General features: G+C 60.2%; 30 protein-coding genes. 20 read left to right on the plus strand and 10 right to left on the minus strand.

Features of this window, described 5'->3' with window-relative positions; genetic code table 11:
• Positions 1 to 231 precede the first annotated feature (231 nt).
• Both ACS4NR_RS19755 and ACS4NR_RS19760 read left to right on the plus strand, forming a co-directional pair.
• Positions 232 to 1,218, plus strand: a complete 987-nt coding sequence (locus ACS4NR_RS19755) for a lipid II-degrading bacteriocin (protein ID WP_456018137.1) — start codon at positions 232 to 234, stop codon at positions 1,216 to 1,218.
• Between the two features lie 40 nt (positions 1,219 to 1,258).
• A complete protein-coding gene (locus ACS4NR_RS19760) occupies positions 1,259 to 1,663 on the plus strand; it encodes a hypothetical protein (protein WP_456018138.1) in 405 nt (134 codons plus the stop codon).
• A gap of 73 nt (positions 1,664 to 1,736) precedes the next feature.
• On the opposite strand, the gene ACS4NR_RS19765 is transcribed toward ACS4NR_RS19760, so the two are convergent.
• A complete protein-coding gene (locus ACS4NR_RS19765; RefSeq protein WP_095137538.1) occupies positions 1,737 to 2,168 on the minus strand; it encodes an NINE protein in 432 nt (143 codons plus the stop codon).
• A gap of 248 nt (positions 2,169 to 2,416) precedes the next feature.
• Between ACS4NR_RS19765 and ACS4NR_RS19770 the strand changes: the two genes are divergently transcribed.
• Positions 2,417 to 3,043, plus strand: a complete 627-nt coding sequence (locus ACS4NR_RS19770; RefSeq protein WP_095137539.1) for a C40 family peptidase — start codon at positions 2,417 to 2,419, stop codon at positions 3,041 to 3,043.
• Positions 3,044 to 3,175: 132 nt separating this feature from the next.
• Here the strand turns inward: ACS4NR_RS19770 and ACS4NR_RS19775 are convergent, their stop codons facing one another.
• The gene (locus ACS4NR_RS19775) at positions 3,176 to 4,210 is read right to left on the minus strand and encodes a type IV pilus twitching motility protein PilT (protein WP_095137540.1); all 1,035 of its coding nucleotides are present in this window, start codon (positions 4,208 to 4,210) and stop codon (positions 3,176 to 3,178) included.
• Between the two features lie 56 nt (positions 4,211 to 4,266).
• Between ACS4NR_RS19775 and ACS4NR_RS19780 the strand changes: the two genes are divergently transcribed.
• The 11 genes from ACS4NR_RS19780 (at position 4,267) to ACS4NR_RS19830 (ending at position 11,992) form a co-directional block, all read left to right on the plus strand.
• Positions 4,267 to 4,953 carry a YggS family pyridoxal phosphate-dependent enzyme gene (locus ACS4NR_RS19780; protein ID WP_456018139.1) on the plus strand — a complete coding sequence of 229 codons (687 nt, stop codon included), beginning with the start codon at positions 4,267 to 4,269 and terminating at the stop codon, positions 4,951 to 4,953.
• A gap of 28 nt (positions 4,954 to 4,981) precedes the next feature.
• Complete coding sequence (gene proC / locus ACS4NR_RS19785) at positions 4,982 to 5,800, plus strand: pyrroline-5-carboxylate reductase (RefSeq protein ID WP_456018140.1); 819 nt, start codon at positions 4,982 to 4,984, stop codon at positions 5,798 to 5,800.
• Positions 5,801 to 5,810: 10 nt separating this feature from the next.
• Positions 5,811 to 6,401: a YggT family protein gene (locus ACS4NR_RS19790; protein ID WP_102358357.1), complete on the plus strand. Its 591-nt coding sequence runs from the start codon at positions 5,811 to 5,813 to the stop codon at positions 6,399 to 6,401.
• Entirely contained in the window at positions 6,398 to 6,694 is a 297-nt protein-coding gene (locus ACS4NR_RS19795; protein ID WP_456018141.1) for a DUF167 domain-containing protein, read from the plus strand. The genes ACS4NR_RS19790 and ACS4NR_RS19795 overlap by 4 nt, the downstream gene beginning before the upstream one ends.
• A 228-nt stretch (positions 6,695 to 6,922) precedes the next feature.
• Positions 6,923 to 8,062 (plus strand): homoserine O-succinyltransferase MetX, encoded by a 1,140-nt coding sequence (gene metX, locus ACS4NR_RS19800; RefSeq protein ID WP_103369352.1) that lies wholly within the window; start codon positions 6,923 to 6,925, stop codon positions 8,060 to 8,062.
• A 7-nt stretch (positions 8,063 to 8,069) separates the two neighbouring features.
• Positions 8,070 to 8,690 (plus strand): methionine biosynthesis protein MetW, encoded by a 621-nt coding sequence (gene metW, locus ACS4NR_RS19805; protein ID WP_003229126.1) that lies wholly within the window; start codon positions 8,070 to 8,072, stop codon positions 8,688 to 8,690.
• Between the two features lie 26 nt (positions 8,691 to 8,716).
• Positions 8,717 to 9,151: a DUF4426 domain-containing protein gene (locus tag ACS4NR_RS19810; protein WP_456018142.1), complete on the plus strand. Its 435-nt coding sequence runs from the start codon at positions 8,717 to 8,719 to the stop codon at positions 9,149 to 9,151.
• Positions 9,148 to 9,744 (plus strand): RdgB/HAM1 family non-canonical purine NTP pyrophosphatase, encoded by a 597-nt coding sequence (gene rdgB, locus ACS4NR_RS19815; RefSeq protein ID WP_007964124.1) that lies wholly within the window; start codon positions 9,148 to 9,150, stop codon positions 9,742 to 9,744. Before ACS4NR_RS19810 ends, rdgB begins: the two co-directional genes overlap by 4 nt.
• Complete coding sequence (hemW, locus tag ACS4NR_RS19820; protein WP_456018143.1) at positions 9,741 to 10,946, plus strand: radical SAM family heme chaperone HemW; 1,206 nt, start codon at positions 9,741 to 9,743, stop codon at positions 10,944 to 10,946. The genes rdgB and hemW overlap by 4 nt, the downstream gene beginning before the upstream one ends.
• A gap of 34 nt (positions 10,947 to 10,980) precedes the next feature.
• Positions 10,981 to 11,304 (plus strand): DUF3392 domain-containing protein, encoded by a 324-nt coding sequence (locus tag ACS4NR_RS19825; protein WP_003229134.1) that lies wholly within the window; start codon positions 10,981 to 10,983, stop codon positions 11,302 to 11,304.
• A gap of 139 nt (positions 11,305 to 11,443) precedes the next feature.
• Positions 11,444 to 11,992 carry an RNA 2'-phosphotransferase gene (locus ACS4NR_RS19830; protein WP_456020400.1) on the plus strand — a complete coding sequence of 183 codons (549 nt, stop codon included), beginning with the start codon at positions 11,444 to 11,446 and terminating at the stop codon, positions 11,990 to 11,992.
• Positions 11,993 to 12,121: 129 nt separating this feature from the next.
• On the opposite strand, the gene trmB is transcribed toward ACS4NR_RS19830, so the two are convergent.
• The 4 genes from trmB to ACS4NR_RS19850 form a co-directional block, all read right to left on the minus strand.
• On the minus strand, positions 12,122 to 12,847 hold the full coding sequence (gene trmB, locus ACS4NR_RS19835) for a tRNA (guanosine(46)-N7)-methyltransferase TrmB (protein WP_027610572.1): 726 nt from the start codon (positions 12,845 to 12,847) through the stop codon (positions 12,122 to 12,124).
• A 9-nt stretch (positions 12,848 to 12,856) separates the two neighbouring features.
• On the minus strand, positions 12,857 to 13,651 hold the full coding sequence (locus ACS4NR_RS19840) for a thiazole synthase (RefSeq protein WP_047297148.1): 795 nt from the start codon (positions 13,649 to 13,651) through the stop codon (positions 12,857 to 12,859).
• Positions 13,652 to 13,711: 60 nt separating this feature from the next.
• The gene (gene thiS / locus ACS4NR_RS19845; protein ID WP_166495319.1) at positions 13,712 to 13,912 is read right to left on the minus strand and encodes a sulfur carrier protein ThiS; all 201 of its coding nucleotides are present in this window, start codon (positions 13,910 to 13,912) and stop codon (positions 13,712 to 13,714) included.
• Positions 13,913 to 13,992: 80 nt separating this feature from the next.
• Positions 13,993 to 14,364 (minus strand): DUF423 domain-containing protein, encoded by a 372-nt coding sequence (locus ACS4NR_RS19850; RefSeq protein ID WP_003229144.1) that lies wholly within the window; start codon positions 14,362 to 14,364, stop codon positions 13,993 to 13,995.
• A gap of 74 nt (positions 14,365 to 14,438) precedes the next feature.
• Between ACS4NR_RS19850 and mtgA the strand changes: the two genes are divergently transcribed.
• On the plus strand, positions 14,439 to 15,161 hold the full coding sequence (gene mtgA / locus ACS4NR_RS19855) for a monofunctional biosynthetic peptidoglycan transglycosylase (RefSeq protein WP_430292017.1): 723 nt from the start codon (positions 14,439 to 14,441) through the stop codon (positions 15,159 to 15,161).
• A gap of 198 nt (positions 15,162 to 15,359) precedes the next feature.
• Here mtgA and rpoH read toward each other — a convergent pair whose 3' ends face one another.
• The 4 genes from rpoH to ftsY form a co-directional block, all read right to left on the minus strand.
• Positions 15,360 to 16,214, minus strand: coding sequence for an RNA polymerase sigma factor RpoH (gene rpoH, locus ACS4NR_RS19860; protein ID WP_003229146.1), 855 nt, complete (start codon positions 16,212 to 16,214; stop codon positions 15,360 to 15,362).
• Between the two features lie 115 nt (positions 16,215 to 16,329).
• Entirely contained in the window at positions 16,330 to 17,355 is a 1,026-nt protein-coding gene (ftsX, locus tag ACS4NR_RS19865) for a permease-like cell division protein FtsX (RefSeq protein ID WP_095137550.1), read from the minus strand.
• A complete protein-coding gene (ftsE, locus tag ACS4NR_RS19870) occupies positions 17,352 to 18,023 on the minus strand; it encodes a cell division ATP-binding protein FtsE (protein ID WP_003229148.1) in 672 nt (223 codons plus the stop codon). Before ftsE ends, ftsX begins: the two co-directional genes overlap by 4 nt.
• Entirely contained in the window at positions 18,020 to 19,564 is a 1,545-nt protein-coding gene (gene ftsY, locus ACS4NR_RS19875) for a signal recognition particle-docking protein FtsY (RefSeq protein ID WP_456018144.1), read from the minus strand. Before ftsY ends, ftsE begins: the two co-directional genes overlap by 4 nt.
• Before the next feature lie 344 nt (positions 19,565 to 19,908).
• On the opposite strand from ftsY, the gene ACS4NR_RS19880 reads away from it, so the two are divergent.
• From ACS4NR_RS19880 to ACS4NR_RS19900, 5 genes are all read left to right on the plus strand, one after another.
• Positions 19,909 to 21,264, plus strand: coding sequence for a M16 family metallopeptidase (locus ACS4NR_RS19880; RefSeq protein ID WP_025112091.1), 1,356 nt, complete (start codon positions 19,909 to 19,911; stop codon positions 21,262 to 21,264).
• Positions 21,257 to 22,744: a M16 family metallopeptidase gene (locus tag ACS4NR_RS19885; protein ID WP_456018145.1), complete on the plus strand. Its 1,488-nt coding sequence runs from the start codon at positions 21,257 to 21,259 to the stop codon at positions 22,742 to 22,744. Before ACS4NR_RS19880 ends, ACS4NR_RS19885 begins: the two co-directional genes overlap by 8 nt.
• Entirely contained in the window at positions 22,744 to 23,349 is a 606-nt protein-coding gene (rsmD, locus tag ACS4NR_RS19890) for a 16S rRNA (guanine(966)-N(2))-methyltransferase RsmD (protein ID WP_456018146.1), read from the plus strand. The genes ACS4NR_RS19885 and rsmD overlap by 1 nt, the downstream gene beginning before the upstream one ends.
• A 113-nt stretch (positions 23,350 to 23,462) precedes the next feature.
• On the plus strand, positions 23,463 to 24,461 hold the full coding sequence (locus tag ACS4NR_RS19895) for a hydrolase (RefSeq protein WP_456018147.1): 999 nt from the start codon (positions 23,463 to 23,465) through the stop codon (positions 24,459 to 24,461).
• Positions 24,458 to 25,297, plus strand: a complete 840-nt coding sequence (locus tag ACS4NR_RS19900) for an AraC family ligand binding domain-containing protein (RefSeq protein WP_456020401.1) — start codon at positions 24,458 to 24,460, stop codon at positions 25,295 to 25,297. Before ACS4NR_RS19895 ends, ACS4NR_RS19900 begins: the two co-directional genes overlap by 4 nt.
• Positions 25,298 to 25,340 lie beyond the last annotated feature (43 nt).

A 25,340-nucleotide genomic window follows, 5' to 3' on the forward strand; every position in this document is an offset into this window, starting at 1 on the left:
ATTGCCCGCAACAGACATCTCCTTCCCGCCACTCCCGCCGATAGGCCTACACCAAGTGGCGTAGGAAAGCGGCCGCCCGTCGTAAAGAAATATCCAACGCTTTACCCTCCTGTAAAAAAACAGCTTCGACACAATCAGAAACAGCCTACAAAGTTACTGTAGGCGACATATACGCACAGCCATTAATATCAAACCGTCAGAAGGACAACCAATACCCACAAGGATGAACATATGAAAAATGGACTTACGCTTCCCCCTATTTTCACCAGAGGTACAACAGGAAACTCTGGCGGCTTTACAGTCGACACCGGATTCAGCTGGGGAACCTACGCAGTAGCAGACTGGCAAGGCGCCGGAGAAGCCATCATTACAAATAACGGCCAAACCTACTCACTACCAATGAGCACTGGCCCCGTAATAACCTCAGCAGAAATGGATATGTTTCATGCTTGGCTTGAAATGAAATCCGGAATCAAAGCCTTCACCTATGAACTGCAAATGGTCAGCAAGGCAATTAATAACGACACCTTGGGTGGAATTCGAGAACTTTGGAGAATCACAGAAAGCGACAACTACTTACTAAACAGCTCCACCATTATCAGCCATGGTTACTTCAAGAACAAAGTCATCAACTTCAGCCTGGCTGATTCATTCGCGGCACAGCAAAAACTAAGCCCCATAGAAGCGTTGATCAAAGTCTCAGCCACTGCCCCGTACAACCTGAATTACGAAACACTCACAACAGAGCTCTCAGGAGGCACCTTTAGCCCGATCAAAGCTTTCGCTCATTATCTTTGGGGTAATGGTGAAAGGATGAGGGTTAACATCAATAATATCGGTCTGAATGTCAGGGCCAATGAACTTCCATTATTGGCAGGCTCTATCGCAAGCACCCGAGAGGCTGGTACTTATTACTTATCTGACCCCAAGATTCCTTACGCCACTATCAATGACAGCAGCGTCACGGGAGCTTATCTAGGAAGAATAACGTTAAAAATGGAAGGAAATTTCACCCGGGACAATGCAGGATCATGGGTTTTCGATGGTGTCATCAGAGCCTACACTGATACTTACGACTTCGACGCAAGCAACAGATCAACTGCCCTTGAGTTATTAACGACAGCAGGCAGGGTATTTTCCGGAACGCATTATGAGATCGAAATCTTCGGCGACCATAAAATAAGGCTAAGCGGAACCGGGTTTAATCCCACCCCATAAACATAAATATTTTTATAGACACCTGCGCAACGGAGAGCGAATGAGCAGAACTTACAAGCTTTCAAGCCATATATACCTGACCACTCTCGCACTTACATCTGGCGCAGGAGCACTCATACTAGTAAAGAACCTCGAAACAGAAACTTATGGTGTTAATCAGGATTCAATCGGCCTGCCCATTGGTGTAACACTGATTATTTTTCTTACGCTGACGCTTACGCACCTACTGCAGGTTCTCTTATTACGCTGGGCACACACTAAATCATTCGCAAGTCTGTTATTGAAAATATCAGCCTACTTGATTTCAACAGTATCGCTGATGATTTTGGTTGACCGGATTGTGTACTGGTCCATGCCCCATCACGCCATCATTGCAATACTTTATGGTGTCACTGCTCTTACGTTTGTCGTTTTTCAAATGCAAACCTTCGCTCATTTGAAATAACACAGATGCAATACCGGAATTCGAGGGGCCTGCCAGCGCACGAACTGCGCCCGCGGCCTGCCCCTCTTTTCATTTACTGGAAGGCGCCGCGATTCTGCGCGTTGCGCACCGAAACCTGATCATTCAGCGTCCAGAAGTCATACAGCACCCCCAGAAAGAACAACCCGCCAGTCAGCAGATACAGCAATCCGCTGATCCACTTGCCCTGGTACATCCGGTGCACGCCGAATACGCCCAGGAACGTCAGCAGAATCCACGCCACGTTGTATTCGATCGGCCCTGCGGTGAAGCGCAGATCCGCCTCGCGATCCATTGCCGGGATCAGGAACACGTCGATCAGCCAGCCAATGCCCAGCAGACCGAAGGTGAAGAACCAGATCGTCCCGGTCACCGGCTTGCCGTAATAGAAGCGGTGAGCGCCGGTGAAACCAAAAATCCACAGCAGATAACCGATGATTTTGCTGTGCGTATCCTGCGGTGCAGCAACCTGCTGATAGCGGTTCATGAAGACCTCGATTCACACGATAGATAAATTTTCTTTAATTCTTTGTGACTTTTTTACATGTAGCCGACGTACGGCAAATGTTACCGTGTCGTCCGTCAAAGCCTTATAGCACCGGACTTCTGTCCGACAATTGCGTCCGTTTGCCGCTTGTTTGGTTCCGTTGACCTCCGATGGAATCGACCAACGGCCTCGGAAGGGACAAAAAAGCTGTTATAAAGTTGCGCGCTAACACATAAGAGCCACGCCTAATGCGACCATTTTTCAAGACATGGCTAACTATTTGCCTATTAATGCCACTGGCCGCCCACGCCACCAATCGTGAGCAACGTCTTCCCAACGTGAACGGTTTCACCCCTAAATCCCATGCTTCGGCTCCTTCGAGCAAGAGCAGCAAACAAACGAAACACACCACGCTCGCCAGCAAGAATAACGGCAAGCTGGTGCCACCGATGGCCAACAAGGAAAGCAGCAACGTCCTGAGCCGTGCGGTGAACGTCCTCGGTACTCCATACCGTTGGGGCGGCAGCAGCCCAAGTAAAGGCTTCGACTGCAGCGGACTGGTGAAATATGCGTTCAACGACGCCACGTTCGACCTGCCACGCACTTCCAACGCGATGGCCAGCGGGCATGGCGAGAAAGTCGAACGCAAGGATCTGAAACCGGGCGACCTGATTTTCTTCAACATCAAGAGCCGTCGGGTCAACCACGTTGCCATCTACCTGGGCAACGACCGCTTCATCCACGCACCACGCCGTGGCAAAGCGGTGAGCATCGATACGCTGAACAAGCCGTACTGGCAGCAGCATTACGTGGTTGCCAAGCGTGTGTTGCCGAAAGAACCGGCTGGCAAGCAGATGCGTGTGGTTCAGCGCTGAGCTGACTGATCCAGAATCTGTTCAAGCAGTATTGACCCCTTCGCGAGCAAGCCCGCTCCCACATGGAAATGCATTTCAGTGTGGGAGCGGGCTTGCTCGCGAAGAGGCCAGTGAAAGCAACACAAGCCTCTCTTAGAAATTATCCGGCGTACGCGCCTTCTCCCGCGCATGCTCGCGGCTGATCAAGCCCTTGGTCACCAGCTCCTTCAGGCACATGTCGAGTGTCTGCATCCCCAACGAACCGCCGGTCTGAATCGCCGAATACATCTGCGCCACCTTGTCCTCGCGGATCAGGTTCCGGATCGCCGACGTTCCCAGCATGATCTCGTGCGCGGCCACCCGTCCGCCGCCGACTTTCTTGATCAGCGTCTGCGACACCACGGCCAGCAACGACTCCGACAGCATCGAGCGCACCATGGACTTCTCGTCGCCCGGGAACACATCGACAACACGGTCGATGGTCTTGGCGGCTGACGTTGTGTGCAGCGTGCCGAACACCAGATGCCCGGTCTCGGCAGCGGTCAGGGCCAGGCGAATGGTTTCCAGGTCGCGCATCTCGCCCACCAGAATCACGTCCGGGTCTTCACGCAGTGCCGAGCGCAGCGCCGTGGCGAAGCTGCGGGTATCGCGATGGACTTCGCGCTGATTGATCAGGCATTTGCGCGATTCGTGGACAAACTCGATCGGGTCCTCGATGGTGAGGATGTGGTGATGGCGATGGGTGTTGAGGTAATCAATCATCGCCGCCAGCGTGGTCGACTTGCCGGACCCGGTCGGCCCGGTCACCAGCACCAGCCCGCGCGGCGCATCGGTGATCTTGCGAAAGACGTCGCCCATGCCGAGGTCTTCCATGCTCAGCACTTTCGAGGGAATGGTGCGGAAGACCGCGCCGGCGCCGCGGTTCTGGTTAAACGCATTGACCCGAAAGCGCGCCACGCCGGGGACTTCGAACGAGAAATCCGTTTCCAGGTGTTTCTCGAAGTCGACCCGCTGGGTGTCGTTCATGATGTCGTAGATCAATTCGTGCACTTGCTTGTGATCCAGCGCCGGCAGATTGATCCGCCGCACATCGCCATCGACGCGGATCATCGGCGGCAGACCGGCCGACAAGTGCAGGTCGGAAGCGCCCTGTTTGGCGCTGAACGCCAGCAGTTCAGTGATATCCATAGCGTCCCTCAATTCCAGTAGAATGCCGCGAACCTTCAGACCGCCGGCGCCTCTTGATGTCCACGATAGCAGACAACATCCAACTGGTTAGTTCGCGCATCCAGGCTGCCACCGCAGCGACCGGGCGCAGTGAAAACAGCGTGCAGTTGCTGGCGGTCAGCAAGACCAAACCCGCACAAGACCTGCGTGAAGCCCATGCCGCCGGCCTGCGTGACTTCGGTGAGAATTATCTGCAGGAAGCCTTGGGCAAACAGCTCGAACTGGCCGACCTGCCCTTGATCTGGCACTTCATCGGCCCCATTCAATCGAACAAGACTCGCGCCATCGCCGAGCATTTCGACTGGGTGCACTCTGTGGATCGCCTGAAAATCGCCCAACGCCTGTCCGAGCAGCGCCCGGCCGAGTTGCCGCCGCTGAACATCTGCATTCAGGTCAACGTCAGTGGTGAGGCCAGCAAGTCTGGCTGCACTCCGGCCGACCTGCCGGCGCTGGCCGAGGCCATCAGCGCCCTGCCCCGGTTGAAACTGCGCGGACTGATGGCGATTCCCGAGCCGACCGAAGATCGCGCCGAACAAGATGCCGCTTTTGCTGCCGTGCAACGTTTGCAGGCCAGCCTGAATCTGCCGCTCGACACACTTTCCATGGGCATGAGCCACGACCTCGAGGCGGCCATCGCCCAAGGCGCCACCTGGGTGCGGATCGGTACCGCCCTGTTTGGCGCCAGAGATTACGGTCAGCAATGACCGACAGCCATCTGAAAAAGGACCTGACATGAGCAACACACGCATTGCCTTTATCGGTGCCGGCAACATGGCCGCCAGCCTGATCGGCGGCCTGCGGGCCAAGGGTCTGCAAGCCAGCCACATTCGCGCCAGCGATCCGGGCGAAGAGACCCGCCAACGCGTCAGCGCCGAGCACGGCATCGAAACCTTCGCCGACAACGCGCAGGCCATCGACGGCGTCGACGTGATCGTACTGGCGGTCAAGCCACAGGCGATGAAAGCCGTGTGCGAAGCCATCCGCCCAAGCCTGAAGCCGCAGCAACTGGTGGTGTCGATCGCCGCCGGCATCACCTGCGCGAGCATGACCGCATGGCTTGGCAAGCAGCCGATCGTGCGCTGCATGCCGAACACCCCGGCACTGCTGCGTCAGGGCGTCAGCGGCCTGTACGCCACCAGCGAAGTGACTGCCGAACAGCGTCAGCAGGCTGAAGAGCTGCTGTCCGCCGTCGGCATCGCGCTGTGGCTGAACGAAGAACAGCAACTCGATGCGGTGACCGCCGTCTCCGGTTCCGGCCCGGCGTACTTTTTCCTGCTGATCGAAGCGATGACCGCCGCTGGCGTCAAACTCGGTCTGCCAAAGGAAATGGCCGAGCAACTGACCCTGCAAACGGCTCTGGGCGCCGCGCACATGGCGGTATCCAGCGATGTCGACGCTGCCGAACTGCGCCGCCGCGTGACGTCGCCAAATGGCACTACTGAGGCCGCAATCAAATCATTCCAGGCTGATGGCTTCGAAGCCCTGGTAGAAAAAGCACTCGGCGCCGCCGCGCACCGCTCGGCCGAAATGGCCGAACAACTGGGCAAATAAGGAGCCTTACATGATTGGATTGAACACTGCAGCGGTTTACGTGCTGCAAACCCTCGGCAGTCTGTACCTGCTGATCGTGCTGTTGCGCTTCGTTTTGCAACTGGTGCGCGCGAACTTCTACAACCCGCTGTGCCAATTCGTGGTCAAGGCTACCCAGCCGCTGCTCAAACCACTGCGCCGGATTATCCCGAGCGTATTCGGTCTGGACATGTCGTCGCTGGTGCTGGCGATTCTGGTGCAACTGGCCCTGATGGCCCTGACCCTGCTGCTGACCTATGGCACCACCGGCAACCCGCTGCAGCTGTTCATCTGGTCGATCATCGGCGTGACCGCGCTGTTCCTGAAGATTTTCTTCTTCGCCCTGATCATCAGCGTGATCCTGTCGTGGGTCGCTCCGGGCAGCCACAACCCGGGCGCTGAACTGGTGAACCAGATCTGCGAGCCGGCGCTGGCACCGTTCCGCAAGATTCTGCCAAACCTCGGTGGCCTGGACCTGTCGCCGATCTTCGCCTTCCTCGCGCTGAAGCTGATCGACATGCTGGTGATCAACAACCTCGCGGCGATGACCATGATGCCGGAAATCCTGCGCCTGCTGATGTGAGCTGGTTCCGTTGGGACGGGGACAACCTGATCCTCGAATGTCATCTGCAACCGGCAGCCCGCAGCGATGATTTCGCCGGGCTGCACGGTGACCGTCTGAAGATCCGCCTCACCGCACCGCCGGTCGAGGGCAAGGCCAACGCCTATCTGATGGGCTTTCTGGCCAAGGCGTTTGGGGTCTCCAAGAGCCAGGTCAGTTTGCTCAGCGGCGAGTTGAACCGGCAGAAACGGGTGAAGATCTGTGCGCCGAAGAAGCTGCCGGAGTTGCCAGGGTTGGTTGGGCGCTTGTCTTGAGTTTTGCGGCGTCTGTACCCCTCACCCCAGCCCTCTCCCCCTGGAGAGGGAGCCGATCCAGGGTGTTTTCAGAAACTGAGTTCAGCCCGGATAGATCAGGTCGGTGTAGCTCAAAAGAACACCTCGGTCGGTCCCCTCTACCTCTGGGAGAGGGCTAGGGTGAGGGCCGCTTGCCGCTAACCCCCCCGGTCTTTAGACTTACGCCTCATTTCAACGAGAGCAGGGTCGATGCCAGCTGCCTTTCCCCCCGATTCTGTTGGTCTGGTGACGCCGCAAACGGCGCACTTCAGTGAACCTCTGGCCTTGGCCTGTGGCCGTTCGCTGCCCGCCTACGACCTGATCTACGAAACCTACGGCACTCTGAACGCGCAGGCGAGCAACGCCGTGCTGATCTGCCACGCCCTGTCCGGGCATCACCATGCCGCCGGCTATCACAGCGCAGACGACCGCAAGCCCGGTTGGTGGGACAGCTGCATCGGCCCGGGCAAACCGATCGACACCAACAAGTTCTTCGTGGTCAGCCTGAACAATCTGGGCGGCTGCAACGGCTCCACTGGCCCGAGCAGTATCAACCCGGAGACCGGCAAGCCGTTCGGCGCCGACTTCCCGGTGCTCACCGTCGAAGACTGGGTGCACAGTCAGGCGCGCCTGGCCGATCTACTCGGCATTCGTCAGTTCGCCGCCGTGATCGGCGGCAGCCTCGGCGGCATGCAGGCCTTGCAGTGGACCATCACCTACCCGGATCGCGTGCGGCACTGCCTGGCCATCGCCTCGGCGCCCAAACTTTCGGCACAAAACATCGCTTTCAACGAAGTGGCGCGCCAGGCGATCCTTACCGATCCGGAGTTCCACGGTGGTTCGTTCCAGGAACAAGGTGTGATCCCCAAGCGCGGGCTGATGCTGGCGCGGATGGTCGGGCACATCACCTACCTGTCCGACGACTCCATGGGCGAGAAATTCGGCCGTGGCCTGAAGAGTGAAAAGCTCAACTACGACTTCCACAGCGTCGAGTTCCAGGTCGAGAGCTACCTGCGCTATCAGGGTGAAGAGTTCTCCGGGCGTTTCGATGCCAACACCTATCTGTTGATGACCAAGGCGCTGGACTACTTCGATCCGGCGGCGAACTTCGACGATAACCTGGCGAAAACCTTCGAGAACGCCACCGCCAAGTTCTGCGTGATGTCATTCACCACCGACTGGCGCTTCTCCCCGGCTCGCTCGCGAGAACTGGTGGACGCGCTGATGGCAGCACGCAAAGACGTCAGCTATCTGGAAATCGACGCACCTCAGGGCCACGACGCCTTCCTGATTCCGATCCCGCGCTATTTGCAGGCGTTCGGCAATTACATGAACCGAATTACGGTGTGAACAAGCCATGAGAGCTGATCTGGAAATCATCCAGGAATGGATCCCCGCCGGCAGCCGCGTGCTCGACCTCGGTTGCGGCGACGGCGAACTGCTGACCTGGCTGCGCGACAACAAGAACGTCACCGGTTATGGCCTGGAAAACGACGCCGACAACATCGCCGAGTGCGTGGCCAAGGGCATCAACGTCATCGAGCAGGACCTGGACAAGGGGCTGGGCAACTTCGCCAGCAACAGTTTCGACATCGTCGTCATGACCCAGGCCCTGCAAGCCGTGCATTACCCGGACAAGATCCTCGACGAGATGCTGCGGGTCGGTCGTCAGTGCATCATCACCTTCCCCAACTTCGGTCACTGGCGCTGCCGCTGGTACCTGGCGAGCAAGGGCCGGATGCCGGTGTCGGAATTTCTGCCGTACACCTGGTACAACACGCCTAACATTCACTTCTGCACCTTCGAAGACTTTGAAGAACTTTGTCGCGAACGTGATGCGAAGGTCATTGATCGGCTTGCCGTGGATCAACAGCACCGCCACGGGTGGGCCAGTAAGCTATGGCCTAATCTGTTAGGTGAGATTGGTATCTACCGCGTCAGCAGCCCGGTGCTTGCAGATCATCGGGTCGCGGTCTGAACCACGACATTTCGAGGAGGATGATCATGGGTCGTTTAGCGTTGTTGTTAGTCACTGCCTGCCTGAGCGCCGGCGCGATGGCCGCCGATGTCATCAAGGGCGAGCGCAAGGAAGTGTTCGGTGATGTCACCGTGCACTACAACACCTTCAACTCCACTTTCCTGACACCGGACATCGCCAAGGCTGCCGAGCTGATCCGCAGCAAGAACCAGGGCGTGATCAACGTCTCGGTGATCAAGGACGGCAAACCGCTGATCGCCAACGTCACCGGCACGGTCAAAGACCTGACCAGCCAAAGCGTGCCGCTGAACTTCCGCCAGGTCACCGAACAGGGCGCGATCTACTACATCGCCCAGTACCCGGTGGAGCAGCAGGAAACCCGCACCTTTGAAATCAAGGTGCAGAACGGTGACAAGATCAACACCATCAACTTCAACCAAGAACTCTTTCCCGGCGAATGATGAACCTCACGCAACTCGTACTGGCCAGCCATAACGCCGGCAAACTCAAGGAACTCCAGGCCATGCTCGGCGACTCGGTGCAACTGCGCTCGATCGGCGAATGGAGCAAGGTCGAACCGGAGGAAACCGGTCTGTCGTTCGTCGAGAACGCGATCCTCAAGGCGCGCAATGCCGCGCGCATCTCCGGCCTGCCGGCGCTGGCCGACGACTCGGGTCTGGCGGTGGATTTCCTCGGCGGTGCACCGGGCATCTACTCGGCGCGCTATGCCGATGGCAAGGGCGATGCGGCGAACAACGCCAAACTGCTCGACGCCCTCAAAGACGTGCCTGAAGCCGAGCGCGGCGCTCAGTTCGTCTGCGTGCTGGCACTGGTGCGACATGCCGATGATCCGCTGCCGATTCTCTGCGAAGGCCTGTGGCACGGACGCATCCTGACCGCTGCCAGCGGCGAGCACGGTTTCGGCTACGACCCGCTGTTCTGGGTGCCGGAGCGTGACGTGTCCAGCGCCGAACTGACGCCTGCCGACAAGAACCAGATCAGCCACCGCGCCCGTGCAATGGATCTGCTGCGCCAGCGTCTGGGCCTGAAATGACCGATAGCCACCCCGCGTCGTCGCTGATCATCGGCGGCGCCGCCTCTTCGCCTCGGGCGCCGCTGCCTACGCTGCCGCCTCTGGCGCTGTACATCCACATTCCGTGGTGTGTGCGCAAATGTCCGTATTGCGATTTCAACTCGCACACTGCCAGCCCGGTGCTGCCAGAAGAGGAATACGTCGACGCCTTGCTGGCCGATCTCGATCAGGACCTGCACGCGGTGTATGGCCGTGAAATCAGTTCGATCTTCTTCGGTGGCGGCACGCCGAGCCTGTTCAGCGCGCAAGCCCTCGGGCGCTTGCTCAAAGGCGTCGAGCAGCGTATCCCGTTTGCTCACGACATCGAGATCACCCTGGAAGCCAACCCCGGCACCTTCGAGCAAGAGAAGTTCGTCGCGTATCGCAAGCTGGGGATCAATCGCCTGTCGATCGGCATCCAGAGCTTCCAGCAGCAGAAACTTGAAGCCCTCGGACGTATCCACAACGGCGACGAAGCGGTGCGCGCGGCCGGTATGGCGCGTCAGGCCGGGTTCGATAACTTCAACCTCGACTTGATGCACGGCTTGCCCGATCAGTCGCTGGAAGATGCCTTGAGCGACCTGCGTCAGGCCATCGAACTGCAGCCGACGCATATTTCCTGGTATCAGCTGACACTGGAGCCGAACACGGTGTTCTGGAACCAGCCGCCGGTGCTGCCGGAAGACGACACGCTGTGGGACATTCAAGAAGCCGGACAAGCGCTGCTGGCCGCGCACGGTTACGCGCAATACGAAGTGTCGGCCTATGCCCAGCCCGGGCGTCCGGCGCGGCATAACCTCAATTACTGGAGTTTCGGCGACTTCATCGGCATCGGCGCCGGCGCGCATGGCAAGCTCAGTCATCCGGACGGGCGCATTGTGCGCACCTGGAAAACACGCCTGCCGAAGGACTATCTCAACCCGGCCAAGAGCTTCCAGGCTGGCGAGAAAGCTCTGAGCAACGATGAGATGCCGTTCGAGTTCCTGATGAACGCCCTGCGCCTGACGGCCGGGGTGGAATCGCACCTGTATCCCGAGCGCACCGGCCTGCCACTGGAAAGTCTCGCCGAACACCGCCGCGAGGCCGAACAAAGCGGCCTGATGCAGGTCGAACCGTCACGTCTGGCGGCCACCGAGCGCGGACAACTGTTTCTCAACGACCTGCTGCAGAAATTTCTGAGCTGAGCCCACCTCAAACGGCTGCCCTAAGGAAAACCGCATGGATTTGATACTCGACCTGCTCGCCACCGTGTCCCGCTGGAGCCGCAGCAACCTCTCGGAAATCGCCCTGGCCCTGGTGGGCTGCCTGCTGGTGCTGTTCGGCGCCGACTTCAAGGGCTGGGTCGAGCAACGCCTGGGCAGCATCGCCGGCGCCCTGCGCGTACCGCTGATGGCCCTGCTTTGCGTGATCGGCAGCGGCGCTGCGCTGATCTATGCGACGCCGTGGGTGGTCAAGGGCCTGAGCCAGTTCAACAACTACAGCCTGGCGCCGGTGTTGCTGGTGGTGCTCGTCCTTATCGGCGTAGTCGCCGACCGCCGCTGACTTTCAGCCATCACCAAAAACAACTGTGGGAGCGGGCTTGCTCGCGAAGGCGTCGTATCAGTCAACATCAACGTTGAATGATTCACCGCTTGCGCGAGCAAGCCCGCTCCCACAGTTGATCGCAATGACAGGGAAGTTCATGAGCAAAAAACTGTTGGACGAGACAAGCAAATTTCTCAGCTTCGTACTGCGACACGAACCTCAGGCGATTGGTCTGACGCTGGATTCTGAAGGCTGGGCAAATATCGACGCGCTGATCAGCGGCGCCGCGCGTGACGGTCGTAAACTGGATCACGAACTGATTGAAGCGGTCGTTACAAGTAGCGACAAGAAGCGCTTCTCGATATCCGAGGACGGCCAACTGATTCGTGCGGTCCAAGGTCACTCAACGAAAAGCGTAGATCTGCAGTTCGAGCAGAAACAGCCACCGCAAACGCTGTATCACGGCACAGCGACGCGCTTTCTTGAGTCAATCAAAGAACAAGGCCTGATCCCGGGGTCACGCCATCACGTGCATCTTTCCCAAGACATCGACACCGCTTCGGCGGTCGGGCAGCGCTATGGCACCGTGGTGATTCTGAAAGTCGCCGCACGGCAGATGGAAGAACAGGGTTTCAAGTTCTATCAGGCCGAAAACGGCGTCTGGCTGACAGAACAGGTGCCGGCGCGCTTTCTCTCCACCGTGTAATTTCTGAGCACACAAAACAACTGTGGGAGCGGGCTTGCTCGCGAAGGCGTCGTATCAGTCAACATCAACGTTGAATGATTCACCGCTTTCGCGAGCAAGCCCGCTCCCACATTGGGTTTTGCGTGATGCTTAAGCGATTTTTTCGAACTTCAGATCCCACACGCCATGCCCAAGACGTTCGCCGCGGCGTTCGAACTTGGTGATCGGGCGTTCGGCCGGGCGCGGTACGCATTTGCCGTCTTCGGCGAGGTTGCGGTAGCCCGGGGCGACGTTCATCACTTCCAGCATGTACTCGGCGTACGGTTCCCAGTCGGTGGCCATGTGCAGGATGCCGCCAACCTTCAGCTTGCTGCGCACCAGCTCGGCGAAGGACGCCTGAACGATGCGACGCTTGTGGTGACGGCTCTTGTGCCAAGGATCCGGGAAGAACAGCATCAGGCGATCGAGGCTGTTATCGGCGATGCAACGGTTGAGCACTTCGATCGCGTCGCAATCGTAGACCCGCAGGTTGGTCAGGCCCTGAGTCAGCACGCCGTTGAGCAGCGCGCCAACACCCGGACGGTGTACCTCCACACCGATGAAGTCCTGATCCGGCGCCGCTGCGGCCATTTCCAGCAGCGAGTGGCCCATGCCGAAACCGATCTCCAGCGAGCGCGGCGCCGAACGGCCGAACACCTGATCGTAATCCACCGGCGCGTCGGCCAGCGGCAGCACGTACAGCGGCGCGCCCTGGTCCAGACCGCGCTGCTGGCCTTCGGTCATGCGCCCGGCGCGCATCACGAAACTCTTGATGCGGCGGTGTTGGCGCTCGTCGCCCTCTTCCGTCTGGATAGGCGTGTCGTTCGATTCAGTCATCAATGGCTCTTACTTGATCAGACCATCCAGCGGCGAAGAGGCGCTGGCATAGAGTTTTTTCGGCATGCGGCCGGCGAGGTAGGCCAGACGGCCTGCGACGATCGCGTGTTGCATGGCTTGGGCCATCATCACCGGTTGTTGGGCGTGAGCGATGGCCGAGTTCATCAGCACCGCGTCACAGCCCAGTTCCATGGCGATGGTGGCGTCGGAAGCGGTACCGACACCGGCATCCACCAGCACCGGAATTTTCGCTTCTTCGAGGATGATCTGCAGGTTGTACGGGTTGCAGATCCCCAGACCGGAACCGATCAGACCGGCCAGCGGCATGACCGCGATGCAGCCGATTTCCGCCAGTTGGCGAGCGATGATCGGGTCATCACTGGTGTAAACCATCACGTCGAAGCCTTCCTTGACCAGCGTTTCCGCGGCCTTGAGGGTTTCGATCACGTTGGGGAACAGGGTTTTCTGGTCAGCCAGCACTTCCAGCTTCACCAGGTTGTGACCATCGAGCAGCTCACGGGCCAGGCGGCAGGTGCGCACGGCTTCGATGGCGTCGTAGCAACCGGCGGTGTTCGGCAGGAAGGTGTAGCGATCCGGCGACAGCACGTCGAGCAGGTTCGGCTCGCCTTCGATCTGGCCCAGGTTGGTGCGGCGCACGGCGAAGGTGACGATCTCGGCACCCGAGGCTTCGATGGCCTGGCGGGTTTCTTCCATGTCACGGTACTTGCCGGTACCGACCAGCAAACGCGACTGGTAAGTACGACCGGCCAGAACAAAAGGCTTGTCGCTGCGAACGATGCTCATGGGGAATCCTCTTTAGGGGTGAGGGTCTTGCAGAATTCTATGCCCTTGCGGGCCTGGCGATCAGCCGCCGCCGATGGCGTGCACCACTTCGACGTTGTCGCCGTCGTTGAGGATGGTGTCGGCATGCTGGCTGCGCGGGACGATATCCAGATTGAGTTCGACTGCCACCCGGCGTCCTGTCAGTTCCAGACGGGTGATCAGGGCCGCAACGGTCTCGCCGTCGGGCAGTTCAAGGGATTCGCCGTTCAACTGAATGCGCATGCGCCAGGCCGCCATCATTTTTAGGGGGTGGCATTCTAGCCCGATCATGACCTAAAGGTCAGTACCAAGCGTCAAGCGGTTTACTGCAGGCGCCAGGCGGCAAGTCCAAGGCACAGCCAGCCGACCAGAAACGCCAGACCGCCGAACGGGGTGATGATGCCGAGCTTGCTGATGCCGGTGGTGGTCAGCACGTACAAACTGCCGGAGAACAATAGAATGCCGACAGCGAACGAAATGCCGGCCCAGGTCACTAGTCGCCCCTGAATCTGCGTGGCCAGCAGCGCCACGCCGAACAGCGCCAGGGTGTGCACCAGTTGATAGGTCACGCCAGTGTGGAAAATCGCCAGATACTCGGGGGTCAGGCGGCTTTTCAGGCCATGCGCGGCGAAGGCGCCCAGGCCCACACCGGTAAAACCAAAGAAAGCGGCCAGCATCAGAAAGCCACGCAGCATGTGGAACTCCAGTCAGACTCGTTCGGCAGGGTCTGTATAATGGCCCGCTCTATCGGTTCGGCCAAGCCATCTCTATGCTGCGTTCACTTTTGCGTCGTCTCACGAAGGCCCTGCTCTGGTTCGCAGGTGGCAGTGTATTGCTGGTGTTGCTGTTTCGCTTCGTGCCGCCGCCGGGCACGGCGTTGATGGTCGAGCGCAAGGTCGAATCCTGGGTCGACGGCGAGCCGATTGACCTGCAGCGCACCTGGAAACCGTGGGACGAGATCTCCGACGATCTCAAAGTCGCGGTCATGGCCGGCGAAGACCAGAAATTTCCCGAGCACTGGGGCTTTGACTTCGGCGCGATCCAGGCTGCACTGGCCCACAACGAACTCGGCGGCTCGATTCGCGGCGCCAGCACCTTGAGCCAGCAGGTGTCGAAGAACCTGTTTCTGTGGTCCGGTCGCAGCTATCTGCGCAAAGGCCTGGAAGCTTGGTTTACCGCACTGATCGAGGTGTTCTGGCCCAAGCAGCGAATTCTTGAGGTTTATCTGAACAGCGTCGAGTGGGATGACGGGGTGTTTGGTGCCGAAGCGGCGGCACGCCATCACTTTGGCGTGAGCGCCAAATCACTGTCGCGGCAGCAGGCGAGTTATCTGGCGGCGGTGCTGCCTAACCCGCGAGTGTGGAGCGCCAGCCATCCGACGGCTTATGTTTCGCGCCGGGCCGGGTGGATTCGGCAGCAGATGAGCCAGTTGGGCGGAACCAGTTATTTGCTGGGGCTTGATGATTCGCGTCGGGCGCCGTGGGCCCAATAACCACATTCAATCATTCAGACACCATCAATCACTGTGGGAGCGGGCTTGCTCGCGAAGGCGGTGGGTCAGCCAGCATTGTAGGTGACTGATACGACGCTTTCGCGAGCAAGCCCGCTCCCACAGGGATTTGTGTTGGAACAGAAATGAAAACGCCCCGATCATCACTGATCGGGGCGTTTTTTGTTGCCTGAGCACCGGTTATGCGGCGATCGACAACTTGAGCTTGTTCATCGCGCTCTTCTCGAGCTGACGGATCCGCTCGGCCGACACGTTGTACTTCTGCGCCAGGTCGTGCAGCGTGGCTTTCTCTTCTGCCAGCCAGCGCTGGTAGAGGATGTCGCGGCTACGTTCGTCCAGCACTTCCAGCGCTTCGTGCAGGTTGTGGTTGGAGTTGTCGCTCCAGTCGGCATCTTCCAGTTGACGCGCCGGGTCGTACCGGTGGTCTTCCAGATAGTTGGCCGGCGACTGGAAAGCACTGTCGTCGTCAGCTTCTGCAGCCGGGTCGAAGGCCATGTCATGGCCGGTCAGGCGACTTTCCATCTCGCGCACTTCACGTGGTTCGACGCCGAGGCTTTCCGCCACACGGTGGACTTCCTCGTTGTTCAGCCACGCCAGACGTTTCTTCTGGCTGCGCAGGTTGAAGAACAGCTTGCGCTGAGCCTTGGTGGTCGCGACCTTCACAATACGCCAGTTGCGCAGGATGAACTCGTGAATTTCCGCCTTGATCCAGTGCACGGCGAACGACACCAGACGCACACCCATTTCCGGGTTGAAGCGTTTTACCGCCTTCATCAGGCCGACGTTGCCTTCCTGGATCAGGTCAGCCTGAGCCAGACCGTAGCCGGAATAGCTACGGGCGATGTGTACGACAAATCGCAGGTGGGCGAGCACCATCTGCCGAGCCGCCCCCAAATCCTGCTCATAGTAGAGACTCTCGGCCAGTTCACGCTCCTGCTCCGGCGTCAGCAATGGAATGCTGTTGACGGTGTGCACATAGGCTTCCAGGTTTGCACCCGGAACCAACGCGTACGCAGGTTGCAAAGAATTGGTCATGCGAAAAAACCTCCCACTTACATACTCGTGCCTCTCGGCACTGCGAAAAATTGACCGGGAATTCAAGTACAAGTTCCCAAAAAAACCGCAAGGTCAATCACGCGCAAAAAAGATTCTACTTCGGCGCCAGCTCCCTGAGATGACGTGCGACTGCAATCCATGCACCGATATAACCCAACAGCACCGCGCCAAGCAAGAGCGACAGACCGTCGGCAACTGGCACTCCGGCCAGCGCGAAATCACTGCCGTACAAGCCGGCCAGCCCAACCACCGCGTCGTTCAGCCAGTTCAGGCCGAACGCCAGCACACCCCAGGACAAGACACCTGCACCGAAGCCATACAACGCGCCCATATAAAGGAAAGGACGACGCACATAACTGTCAGTGCCGCCGACGAGTTTAATCACTTCTATCTCTGTGCGGCGGTTTTCAATATGAAGACGAATGGTATTGCCTATCACCAAAAGTAATGCAGACACCAAAAGCACCGTCAGACCGAAGACAAAGCGGTCACCGAGCTTGAGGATGGCGGCCAGACGCTCGACCCAGACTAGATCAAGTTGCGCCTGTTGTACCTTGGGCAGCTCGGAAAGTTTTTGTCTTAATGCTTCCAGGGTCGGCTTGTCGACCTCGTTCGGAGTCACCAGCACCACGCCCGGCAGCGGGTTTTCCGGCAGCTCGCGCAGGGCTTCGCCCAGACCGGACTGCTGCTGAAATTCTTCCAGCGCCTGATCGCGACCGACATATTCGGCCTCAGCGACGCCAGGCATGCCTTTGATCTGTTCGCGCAACGATTCGCCCTGCGCGGGCGTGGCATCCAGTTGCAGGTACAGCGAAATCTGCGCCGCACGCTGCCACGAACCACCCAGACGTTCAACGTTGTTGATCAGCAGCGACAGGCCCATCGGCAAGCTCAACGCCACGGCCATCACCATGCAGGTGAAGAAGCTGCCGATCGGCTGTTTGCCGAGGCGCCGCAGGCTGTCGAGCAGGCTGGCGCGGTGACTTTCGATCCACGAATGCAACAGCGTGGAAAAGTCCGGGCCGTCGTCATCGTCGTGTTTTTTCTTCTTTGGCGGCTGCGGATCGGCGGCCTTCGGGGCCACGCGTTCGGAAACCTTGGGACTGCGTGTCGCACTCATACGCCGGCCTCCCCGTCGCCGATCAATCGGCCGCGCTGCAAGGTCAGCATGCGGTGACGCATGCGCGCAATCAGGGCCAGGTCGTGACTGGCGATCAGCACACTGGTGCCCAAGCGGTTGATGTCTTCGAACACGCCCATGATTTCGGCCGCCAGACGCGGGTCGAGGTTACCGGTCGGTTCGTCCGCCAGCAGCAGGGCCGGACGGTGGACGATGGCGCGGGCGATGCCGACGCGCTGTTGCTGACCGGTGGACAGGTCGCCTGGATATAGATCGGTTTTATCCGACAGCGCCACGCGTTCCAGCGCCGAATCGACGCGCTTGGCGATCTCGGCCTTGGACAGCCCGAGAATCTGCAGCGGCAGCGCGACGTTGTTGAACACCGTGCGATCAAACAGCAACTGGTGGTTCTGAAACACCACGCCGATCTGCCGACGCAGGAATGGAATCTGCGCGTTGCTGATGGTGCTCAGGTCCTGCCCGGCCAGCAGCAGTTTGCCGCTGGTCGGCCGCTCCATCGCCAGCAGCAGGCGCAACAGCGTGGACTTACCGGCACCGGAGTGACCGGTGACAAACAGAAACTCGCCACGACGGACTCGAAAGCTCAGCTCATGCAAGCCGACGTGACCGTTCGGGTAGCGTTTACCGACCTGTTCGAAACGAATCATGAACGCTCCCGCTCGGCAAACAGTGCCTGGACAAAGGGTTCGGCTTCAAAGGTACGCAGGTCGTCGATGCCTTCACCGACGCCGATGTAGCGGATCGGCAGGCCAAACTGCTTGGCCAGGGCGAATATCACCCCGCCCTTGGCGGTGCCATCGAGCTTGGTCAGCGCCAGGCCGGTCAGTTCGACGGTCTGGTTGAATTGCTTGGCCTGGTTGATGGCGTTCTGACCGGTACCGGCGTCGAGCACCAGCAGCACTTCGTGCGGCGCGTCGGCGTCGAGTTTGCCGATTACCCGACGAACTTTCTTCAGCTCTTCCATCAGGTTGTCTTTGGTGTGCAGACGACCGGCGGTGTCGGCGATCAGCACGTCGATGCCACGGGCCTTGGCGGCCTGCACGGCGTCAAAGATCACCGACGCCGAGTCGGCGCCAGTGTGCTGGGCAATCACCGGGATCTTGTTGCGCTCGCCCCAGACCTGCAACTGCTCAACGGCAGCGGCGCGGAAGGTGTCGCCGGCGGCGAGCATGACTTTCTTGCCCTCCAGCTGCAGCTTCTTCGCCAGTTTGCCGATGGTGGTGGTCTTGCCGGCGCCGTTGACGCCGACCACCAGAATCACGAACGGCTTGCTCTGCGAGGCGATTTTCAGCGGCTGCTCGACCGGCTTGAGCATCGCGGCCAGCTCGGCCTGCAACGATTTGTACAGCGCGTCGGCGTCGGCCAGCTCTTTGCGGGCGACCTTCTGGGTCAGACGCTGGATGATCTGCGTGGTGGCTTCGACACCGACGTCGGCGGTGAGCAGACGGGTTTCCAGTTCATCGAGCAGATCGTCATCAATGGTTTTACGGCCGAGAAACAGGCTGGCCATGCCCTCGCCGATGCTGGCGCTGGTTTTCGACAGGCCTTGCTTGAGGCGGGCGAAGAAGCCGACTTTGGTTTCTTCGCTGCGCGGGGCTTCCACTGGCGCTTCAGCAACCACTTCTGCCGGCACCACCGGAGCAGCGACGACCGGTGCAGGTGCAGGTGCAGGTGCAGGTGCAGGTGCAGGTGCAGGTGCAGGCTCGGGCTGCTGAACGACCGGCGCAACAGGGGCAACGAACACCGGGGCCACTGGCTCGGGAACAACCGGAGCAGGCTCGACAACGGGCTCAACCACAGGCGCCGGAGCGACTTCAGGGACGAACGCGGCAGGTGCAGGAATCGGCGGCGTCACATGCGGCGCGGCCTCTTCGACCAAGGCCACCGGCTCTTCCGCCACCGGCAAGGTCAGCCACGGCTCGGCCGCCGGAGTCAGTGGCAGCTCGGCCGCCACCGGGGTTTCAGGTTCTGGCTCGGGCTCGACCGGTTGCAGCACCGGCTCGGCAATGGGCAGCACGATCGGCGCCGGCTCTTCTTCTATAGCAGGCGCTGGCGTCGGAGCCGGTTCAGGAATCGCGGGCGGCTGTTCGACGACGGGTTCCTGCGGTTTCTTACGCAGCCATCCGAACAGGCTTTTCTTCTCGCCAGCCGCAGCTGGGGTCTTCTTGTCGTCGTTGGAACCAAACATGGAGGACGGCTATCTCACGGTAGCGACGCGCCATAAGGGCGCCCCGGCAAATAAATATTCGATGCAGAACAGACTGTGTTTCATCCAGCTTGTTCACGCGCAACATTTTGTCGAGGCGCCAGCGGCACCCCAAAGATTCGTATTAACGAAGGACTAAACCGGCAAAATCGGCGAAAAAGCGAAGTCTAGTCGATAAACCGCAGCTTTCTGCCGCCAACCTATACAACCGCATCAGGCCTGAAAACCTGATAGGCGTGGTCGCCGGTAAAACGGATCAGTATCCTAGCACCCTCTCGCCCGCCGACGCTAAGACCAAGCGGGCAGCCCAACAGGTTAAAAAACGAATGAATGCTCTAGCCCGCCGCGCTGCAGGCCTGCTGCTCAGCACAGTCTGTCTGCCCCTTTCGGCCCTGGCGGCCGACCCGCAACCGACCCACGAATTCACCCTCGACAACGGCCTGAAGGTCGTCGTGCGCGAAGACCATCGCGCGCCGGTGGTGGTGTCGCAGGTCTGGTACAAGGTCGGTTCCAGCTACGAAACTCCGGGCCAGACCGGTCTGTCCCACGCACTCGAGCACATGATGTTCAAGGGCAGCGAAAAGGTCGGCCCCGGCGAAGCCTCGCTGATCCTGCGCGACCTTGGCGCCGAAGAAAACGCCTTCACCAGCGACGATTTCACCGCCTATTACCAGGTGCTGGCCCGCGATCGTCTGGGCGTGGCCTTCGAACTGGAAGCCGACCGCATGGCCAATCTGCGCCTGCCGGCTGACGAGTTCGCCAAGGAAATCGAAGTCATCAAGGAAGAGCGCCGCCTGCGCACCGACGACAAGCCGATGTCCAAGGCTTACGAGCGCTACAAGGCGATGGCTTACCCGGCCAGCGGCTACCACACGCCGACCATCGGCTGGATGGCGGATCTGGACCGGATGAAAGTCGAGGAGCTGCGGCATTGGTATCAGTCCTGGTATGTGCCGAACAACGCCACGCTGGTGGTGGTCGGCGACGTCACTCCTGATGAAGTGAAGACCCTCGCCCAGCGCTACTTCGGGCCGATTGCCAAGCGCGACGTGCCACCGGCAAAAAAACCGCTGGAGCTGGCCGAGCCGGGTGAGCGCCAGATCACCTTGCACGTGCAGACCCAACTGCCGAGCCTGATGCTCGGTTTCAACGTACCCAGCATCGCCACCGCTGAAGACAAGCGCTCGGTCAACGCCCTGCGCCTGATCTCGGCGCTGCTCGACGGCGGCTACAGCGGGCGCATCCCGACGCAACTGGAGCGCGGCGAAGAGCTGGTTTCCGGCGGTTCGTCGAGCTACGACGCCTACACCCGTGGCGACAGCCTGTTCACCCTGTCGGCGACGCCGAACACGCAGAAGAAAAAGACCATGGCGCAAGCTGAAGCCGGTCTGTGGAAACTGCTGGAACAGCTGAAAACCACCGCACCGTCCGCCGAAGAACTCGAGCGCGTGCGGGCACAGGTCATCGCCGGCCTGGTATTCGAACGTGACTCGATCACCAGTCAGGCCACCGCCATTGGTCAACTGGAAACGGTCGGTCTGTCGTGGAAGTTGATGGACACCGAACTTGCCGACCTGGAAAGCGTGACCCCGCAAGACATCCAGAACGCCGCCAAGCTGTATTTCACCCGCGAACGTCTCAGCGTCGCCCATGTCCTGCCACTGGAGACGACTCATGAGTGAGCGCAAATCCCCACGCCTGTTGCTTGGCCTGATCGCCGTGGCGGTCATCGGCTCCGCCGCGTTCTATCTGATGCCCGGTGTCAAAACCGACGCCAGCGAAGCACTGGACAACGCCAAGACCAGCCAGAAGCTGCAATCGCTGGCCGAACTCGACGGCAAGGCCCCGGCCAGCCGCAAGCTCGACGTGCAGACCTGGAACACCGCCGAAGGCGCCAAGGTGCTGTTCGTCGAAGCCCATGAGCTGCCGATGTTCGACATGCGCCTGATCTTCGCCGCCGGCAGCAGTCAGGACGGCAATGCACCGGGCCTGGCAGTCCTGACCAATGCCATGCTCAACGAGGGTGTGGCGGGCAAGGACGTCAGCGCCATCGCCCAAGGCTTCGAAAGCCTCGGTGCGGATTTCGGCAACGGTGCCTACAAGGACATGGCGCTGGCTTCGCTGCGCAGTCTGAGTGCTGCCGAGCAACGTGAGCCGGCGCTCAAGCTGTTCTCCGAAGTGGTGGGCAAACCGACCTTCCCGGCCGACTCCTTCGCGCGCATCAAGAACCAGATGCTCGCCGGTTTCGAATACCAGAAACAGAACCCCGGCAAACTCGCCAGCCTCGAGCTGATGAAGCGCTTGTACGGCGACCACCCGTATGCGCATTCCAGCGACGGCAACCCGCAGAGCGTGCCAAAGATCACACTGGCACAGTTGCGTGAGTTCCACGCCAAGGCCTACGCGGCGGGGAACGTGGTAATCGCACTGGTCGGTGACCTGTCGCGCGCAGAAGCCGAGGCAATTGCCAATCAAGTCTCTGGCGCCCTGCCGAAAGGCCTGGCGCTGGCGAAAATCGCCCAGCCGCAGGAACCGAAAGCCAGCGTCAATCACATCGAGTTCCCGTCGAAGCAGACCAACCTGTTGCTCGCGCAACTGGGCATCGACCGTGACGACCCGGATTACGCGGCGCTGTCGATGGGCAACCAGATCCTCGGTGGCGGCGGTTTCGGCACCCGCCTGATGAGCGAAGTACGCGAGAAGCGCGGCCTGACCTACGGCGTGTACTCGGGTTTCAGCCCGATGCAGGCTCGCGGCCCGTTCATGATCAACCTGCAGACCCGCGCGGAAATGAGCGAAGGCACCCTGAAACTGGTGCAGGACGTGCTCGCCGATTATCTGAAGAGCGGCCCGACCCAGAAAGAACTCGACGACGCCAAACGCGAACTGGCCGGCAGCTTCCCGCTGTCCACCGCGAGCAACGCCGATATCGTCGGCCAGCTGGGCGCCATGGGCTTCTATAATCTGCCGTTGAGCTATCTGGATGACTTCATGCGTCAGTCCCAGAGCCTGACTGTCGAGCAGGTCAAAGACGCGATGAACAAACACCTGAGCACGGACAAACTGGTCATCGTCAGCGCTGGCCCGACCGTGCCGCAAAAGCCGTTACCGGCCCCATCTGATAAACCTGCCGAGCAACCGCTCGGGGTTCCGGAGCATTAATGGCTACTCGTCCTAAAAAACCTGCGCAGAACGTTCACAACGGTGTGAACCAGCTGCGCATCATCGGCGGCGAATGGCGCAGCCGCAAACTGAGCTTCCCCGATGCGCCGGGCCTGCGACCGACACCGGATCGCGTGCGCGAAACCCTGTTCAACTGGCTCGCGCCGTATGTGGCCGGGGCCAAGGTGCTGGACCCGTTCGCCGGCAGCGGCGCGCTGTTTCTTGAAGCACTGTCCCGTGGCGCGTCCATGGGTCAGGCGCTGGATGCCAGCCACGTAGCGGTGTCGAGCCTGAAAGAACACCTCGGCACCCTGCGCTGCACCAATGGTCAGGTGCAAACCGCGGACGCGCTGCGTTATCTGGAAACCCAGGTGGCCACGCCGTTTGATCTGGTGTTCCTCGATCCGCCGTTCAACCAGAACCTGCTGCCGGCGGTCTGCACCCTGTTGGAAGAGCGTCAATGGCTGGCAGCGGATTCGTGGATCTACACTGAAAGCGAGACCGCGCCTTCGACGCTGGGCCTGCCGGGCAACTGGCGCCTGCACCGCGAGCAGAAATCCGGGCGGGTGTACTACGCGTTGTGGCAACGTATGGCAGCTAACTGAACATATTGAACAACCCTGTGGCGAGGGAGCTTGCTCCCGCTGGACTGCGCAGCAGTCCCAAAAAAGGGCCGCTTCGCGTCCCAGCGGGAGCAAGCTCCCTCGCCACAAAAGGTGTGTGCCCTCTGGAAACTGAACGCTTCACCCCCGCCTTCGGCCTCGGCAATCCGCACCTGCAAACCTTGTGGGGGCCGCTGTGGCGCAAAACCGTGCACCTTGATCGCGAGCGTGAACGCTTGTGGCTGGACGACGGGGATTTCCTCGATCTCGACTGGCATGGCCCGCACAGCGCCGAGGCGCCGCTGGTGCTGGTGCTGCATGGGCTGACCGGCTCTTCAAATTCACCCTACGTCGCCGGGATCCAGGCCGCCCTCGCCGCGCAAGGCTGGGCCAGTGTCGCGCTGAACTGGCGCGGCTGCTCCGGCGAACCCAACCTGCTGCCGCGCAGTTACCACTCCGGTGCCAGCGAAGACCTCGCCGAAGCCATCAGACACCTGCGCGCCAAGCGGCCACTGGCGCCGCTGTATGCGGTCGGTTATTCCCTCGGCGGCAATGTGTTGCTCAAGCATCTGGGCGAGACCGGCAGCGACAGCGGCGTGCTCGGTGCAGTGGCGGTGTCGGTGCCGTTTCGTCTTGACCAGTGTGCAGACCGCATTGGCCAGGGATTTTCCAAGGTTTATCAGGCGCACTTCATGCGCGAGATGGTCGCCTACATCAGGAACAAGCAACGCCAGTTCCAGCATGACGGACGCGAGGATGGCCTGGCGGCTCTGGCGGCGCTCGGTTCGCTGGAGAACATGCGCACCTTCTGGGACTTCGATGGCCGGATCACTGCGCCGTTGCATGGTTTTACCGATGCCGAGGATTACTATCGCCAGGCATCGAGCCGCTACTTTCTCGGTGAAATCCGCACCCCGACCCTGATCATTCAGGCCGCTGACGATCCGTTCGTGTTCCCCCACAGCCTGCCGACGGCCGAAGAACTCTCCGCCAGCACCCGGTTCGAGCTGCAGGCCAAGGGTGGGCATGTCGGCTTCGTCGATGGCACGTTGCGCCAGCCCGGTTACTACCTGGAACGGCGCATCCCGCAATGGCTGGCCCGTGTGACGTCATGAGCGATCAGGGCGAGTCGATCCGATTCTGGCAAACCGCACCGCTGGCCGGGGTCGAGTTGTTGTCGGCGCGCTACATCGAGCATCGCTTCGCCCCGCACGTGCACGACGGCTATGTGATCGGCATGATCATGGCCGGTGCCCAGCGTTATCGCTATCGCGGTGCCGAACACCTTGCAGGCAGCGGCACTCTGGTGCTGATCAACCCGGACGAATTGCACACCGGGCACAAGGGCACCGAAAACGGCTGGTTGTACCGGGCGTTTTATCCCGACACCGGAAAGATCGTTTCACTGCTCGAAGAACTGGAACTGCCCACCGCACCGATGCCGGCGTTTGGCGCGACGCTGTACCGCGACCCGGATCTGGTCAATGGTTTCTGTCAGTTGCATCGCTTGCTGGAAAGCCCGGCCACCGCGCTGCAACAGCAGACGATGTGGCGCGAAATGATGCTGCTGCTGTTGCAGCGTCATGCGGCGGTGCAGATCAACGGCAAACCGGGCAAGGAGCATCGAGCGGTGGTGATGGCCAAGGAGCTGCTGCATGCCCGGCTCGCCGCGCCGCCGTCGCTGGAAGAACTGGCGGCCGCAGTGAATCTGTCGCCCTTCCACTTCGCCCGGGTGTTCCGCCGCGCCACCGGCATGCCACCGCATACCTGGCTGATGCAGCAACGCACCGCCACGGCTCGAGGTTTATTGCAGCAAGGTTGTCTGCCAGTGGAAGTCGCGATGCAACTGGGCTTTGCCGACCAGAGTCATCTGAGCCGACAGTTCAAGCAGGTGTATGGCGTGGGGCCGGCGGCGTATCGCCGTGCCCGACAACCTGTCAGCGGCGATTAACCCCTGTGGGAGCGGGCTTGCTCGCGAAAGCGGTGTCTCAGCA

It is taken from the genome of Pseudomonas sp. JQ36, assembly GCF_053851495.1.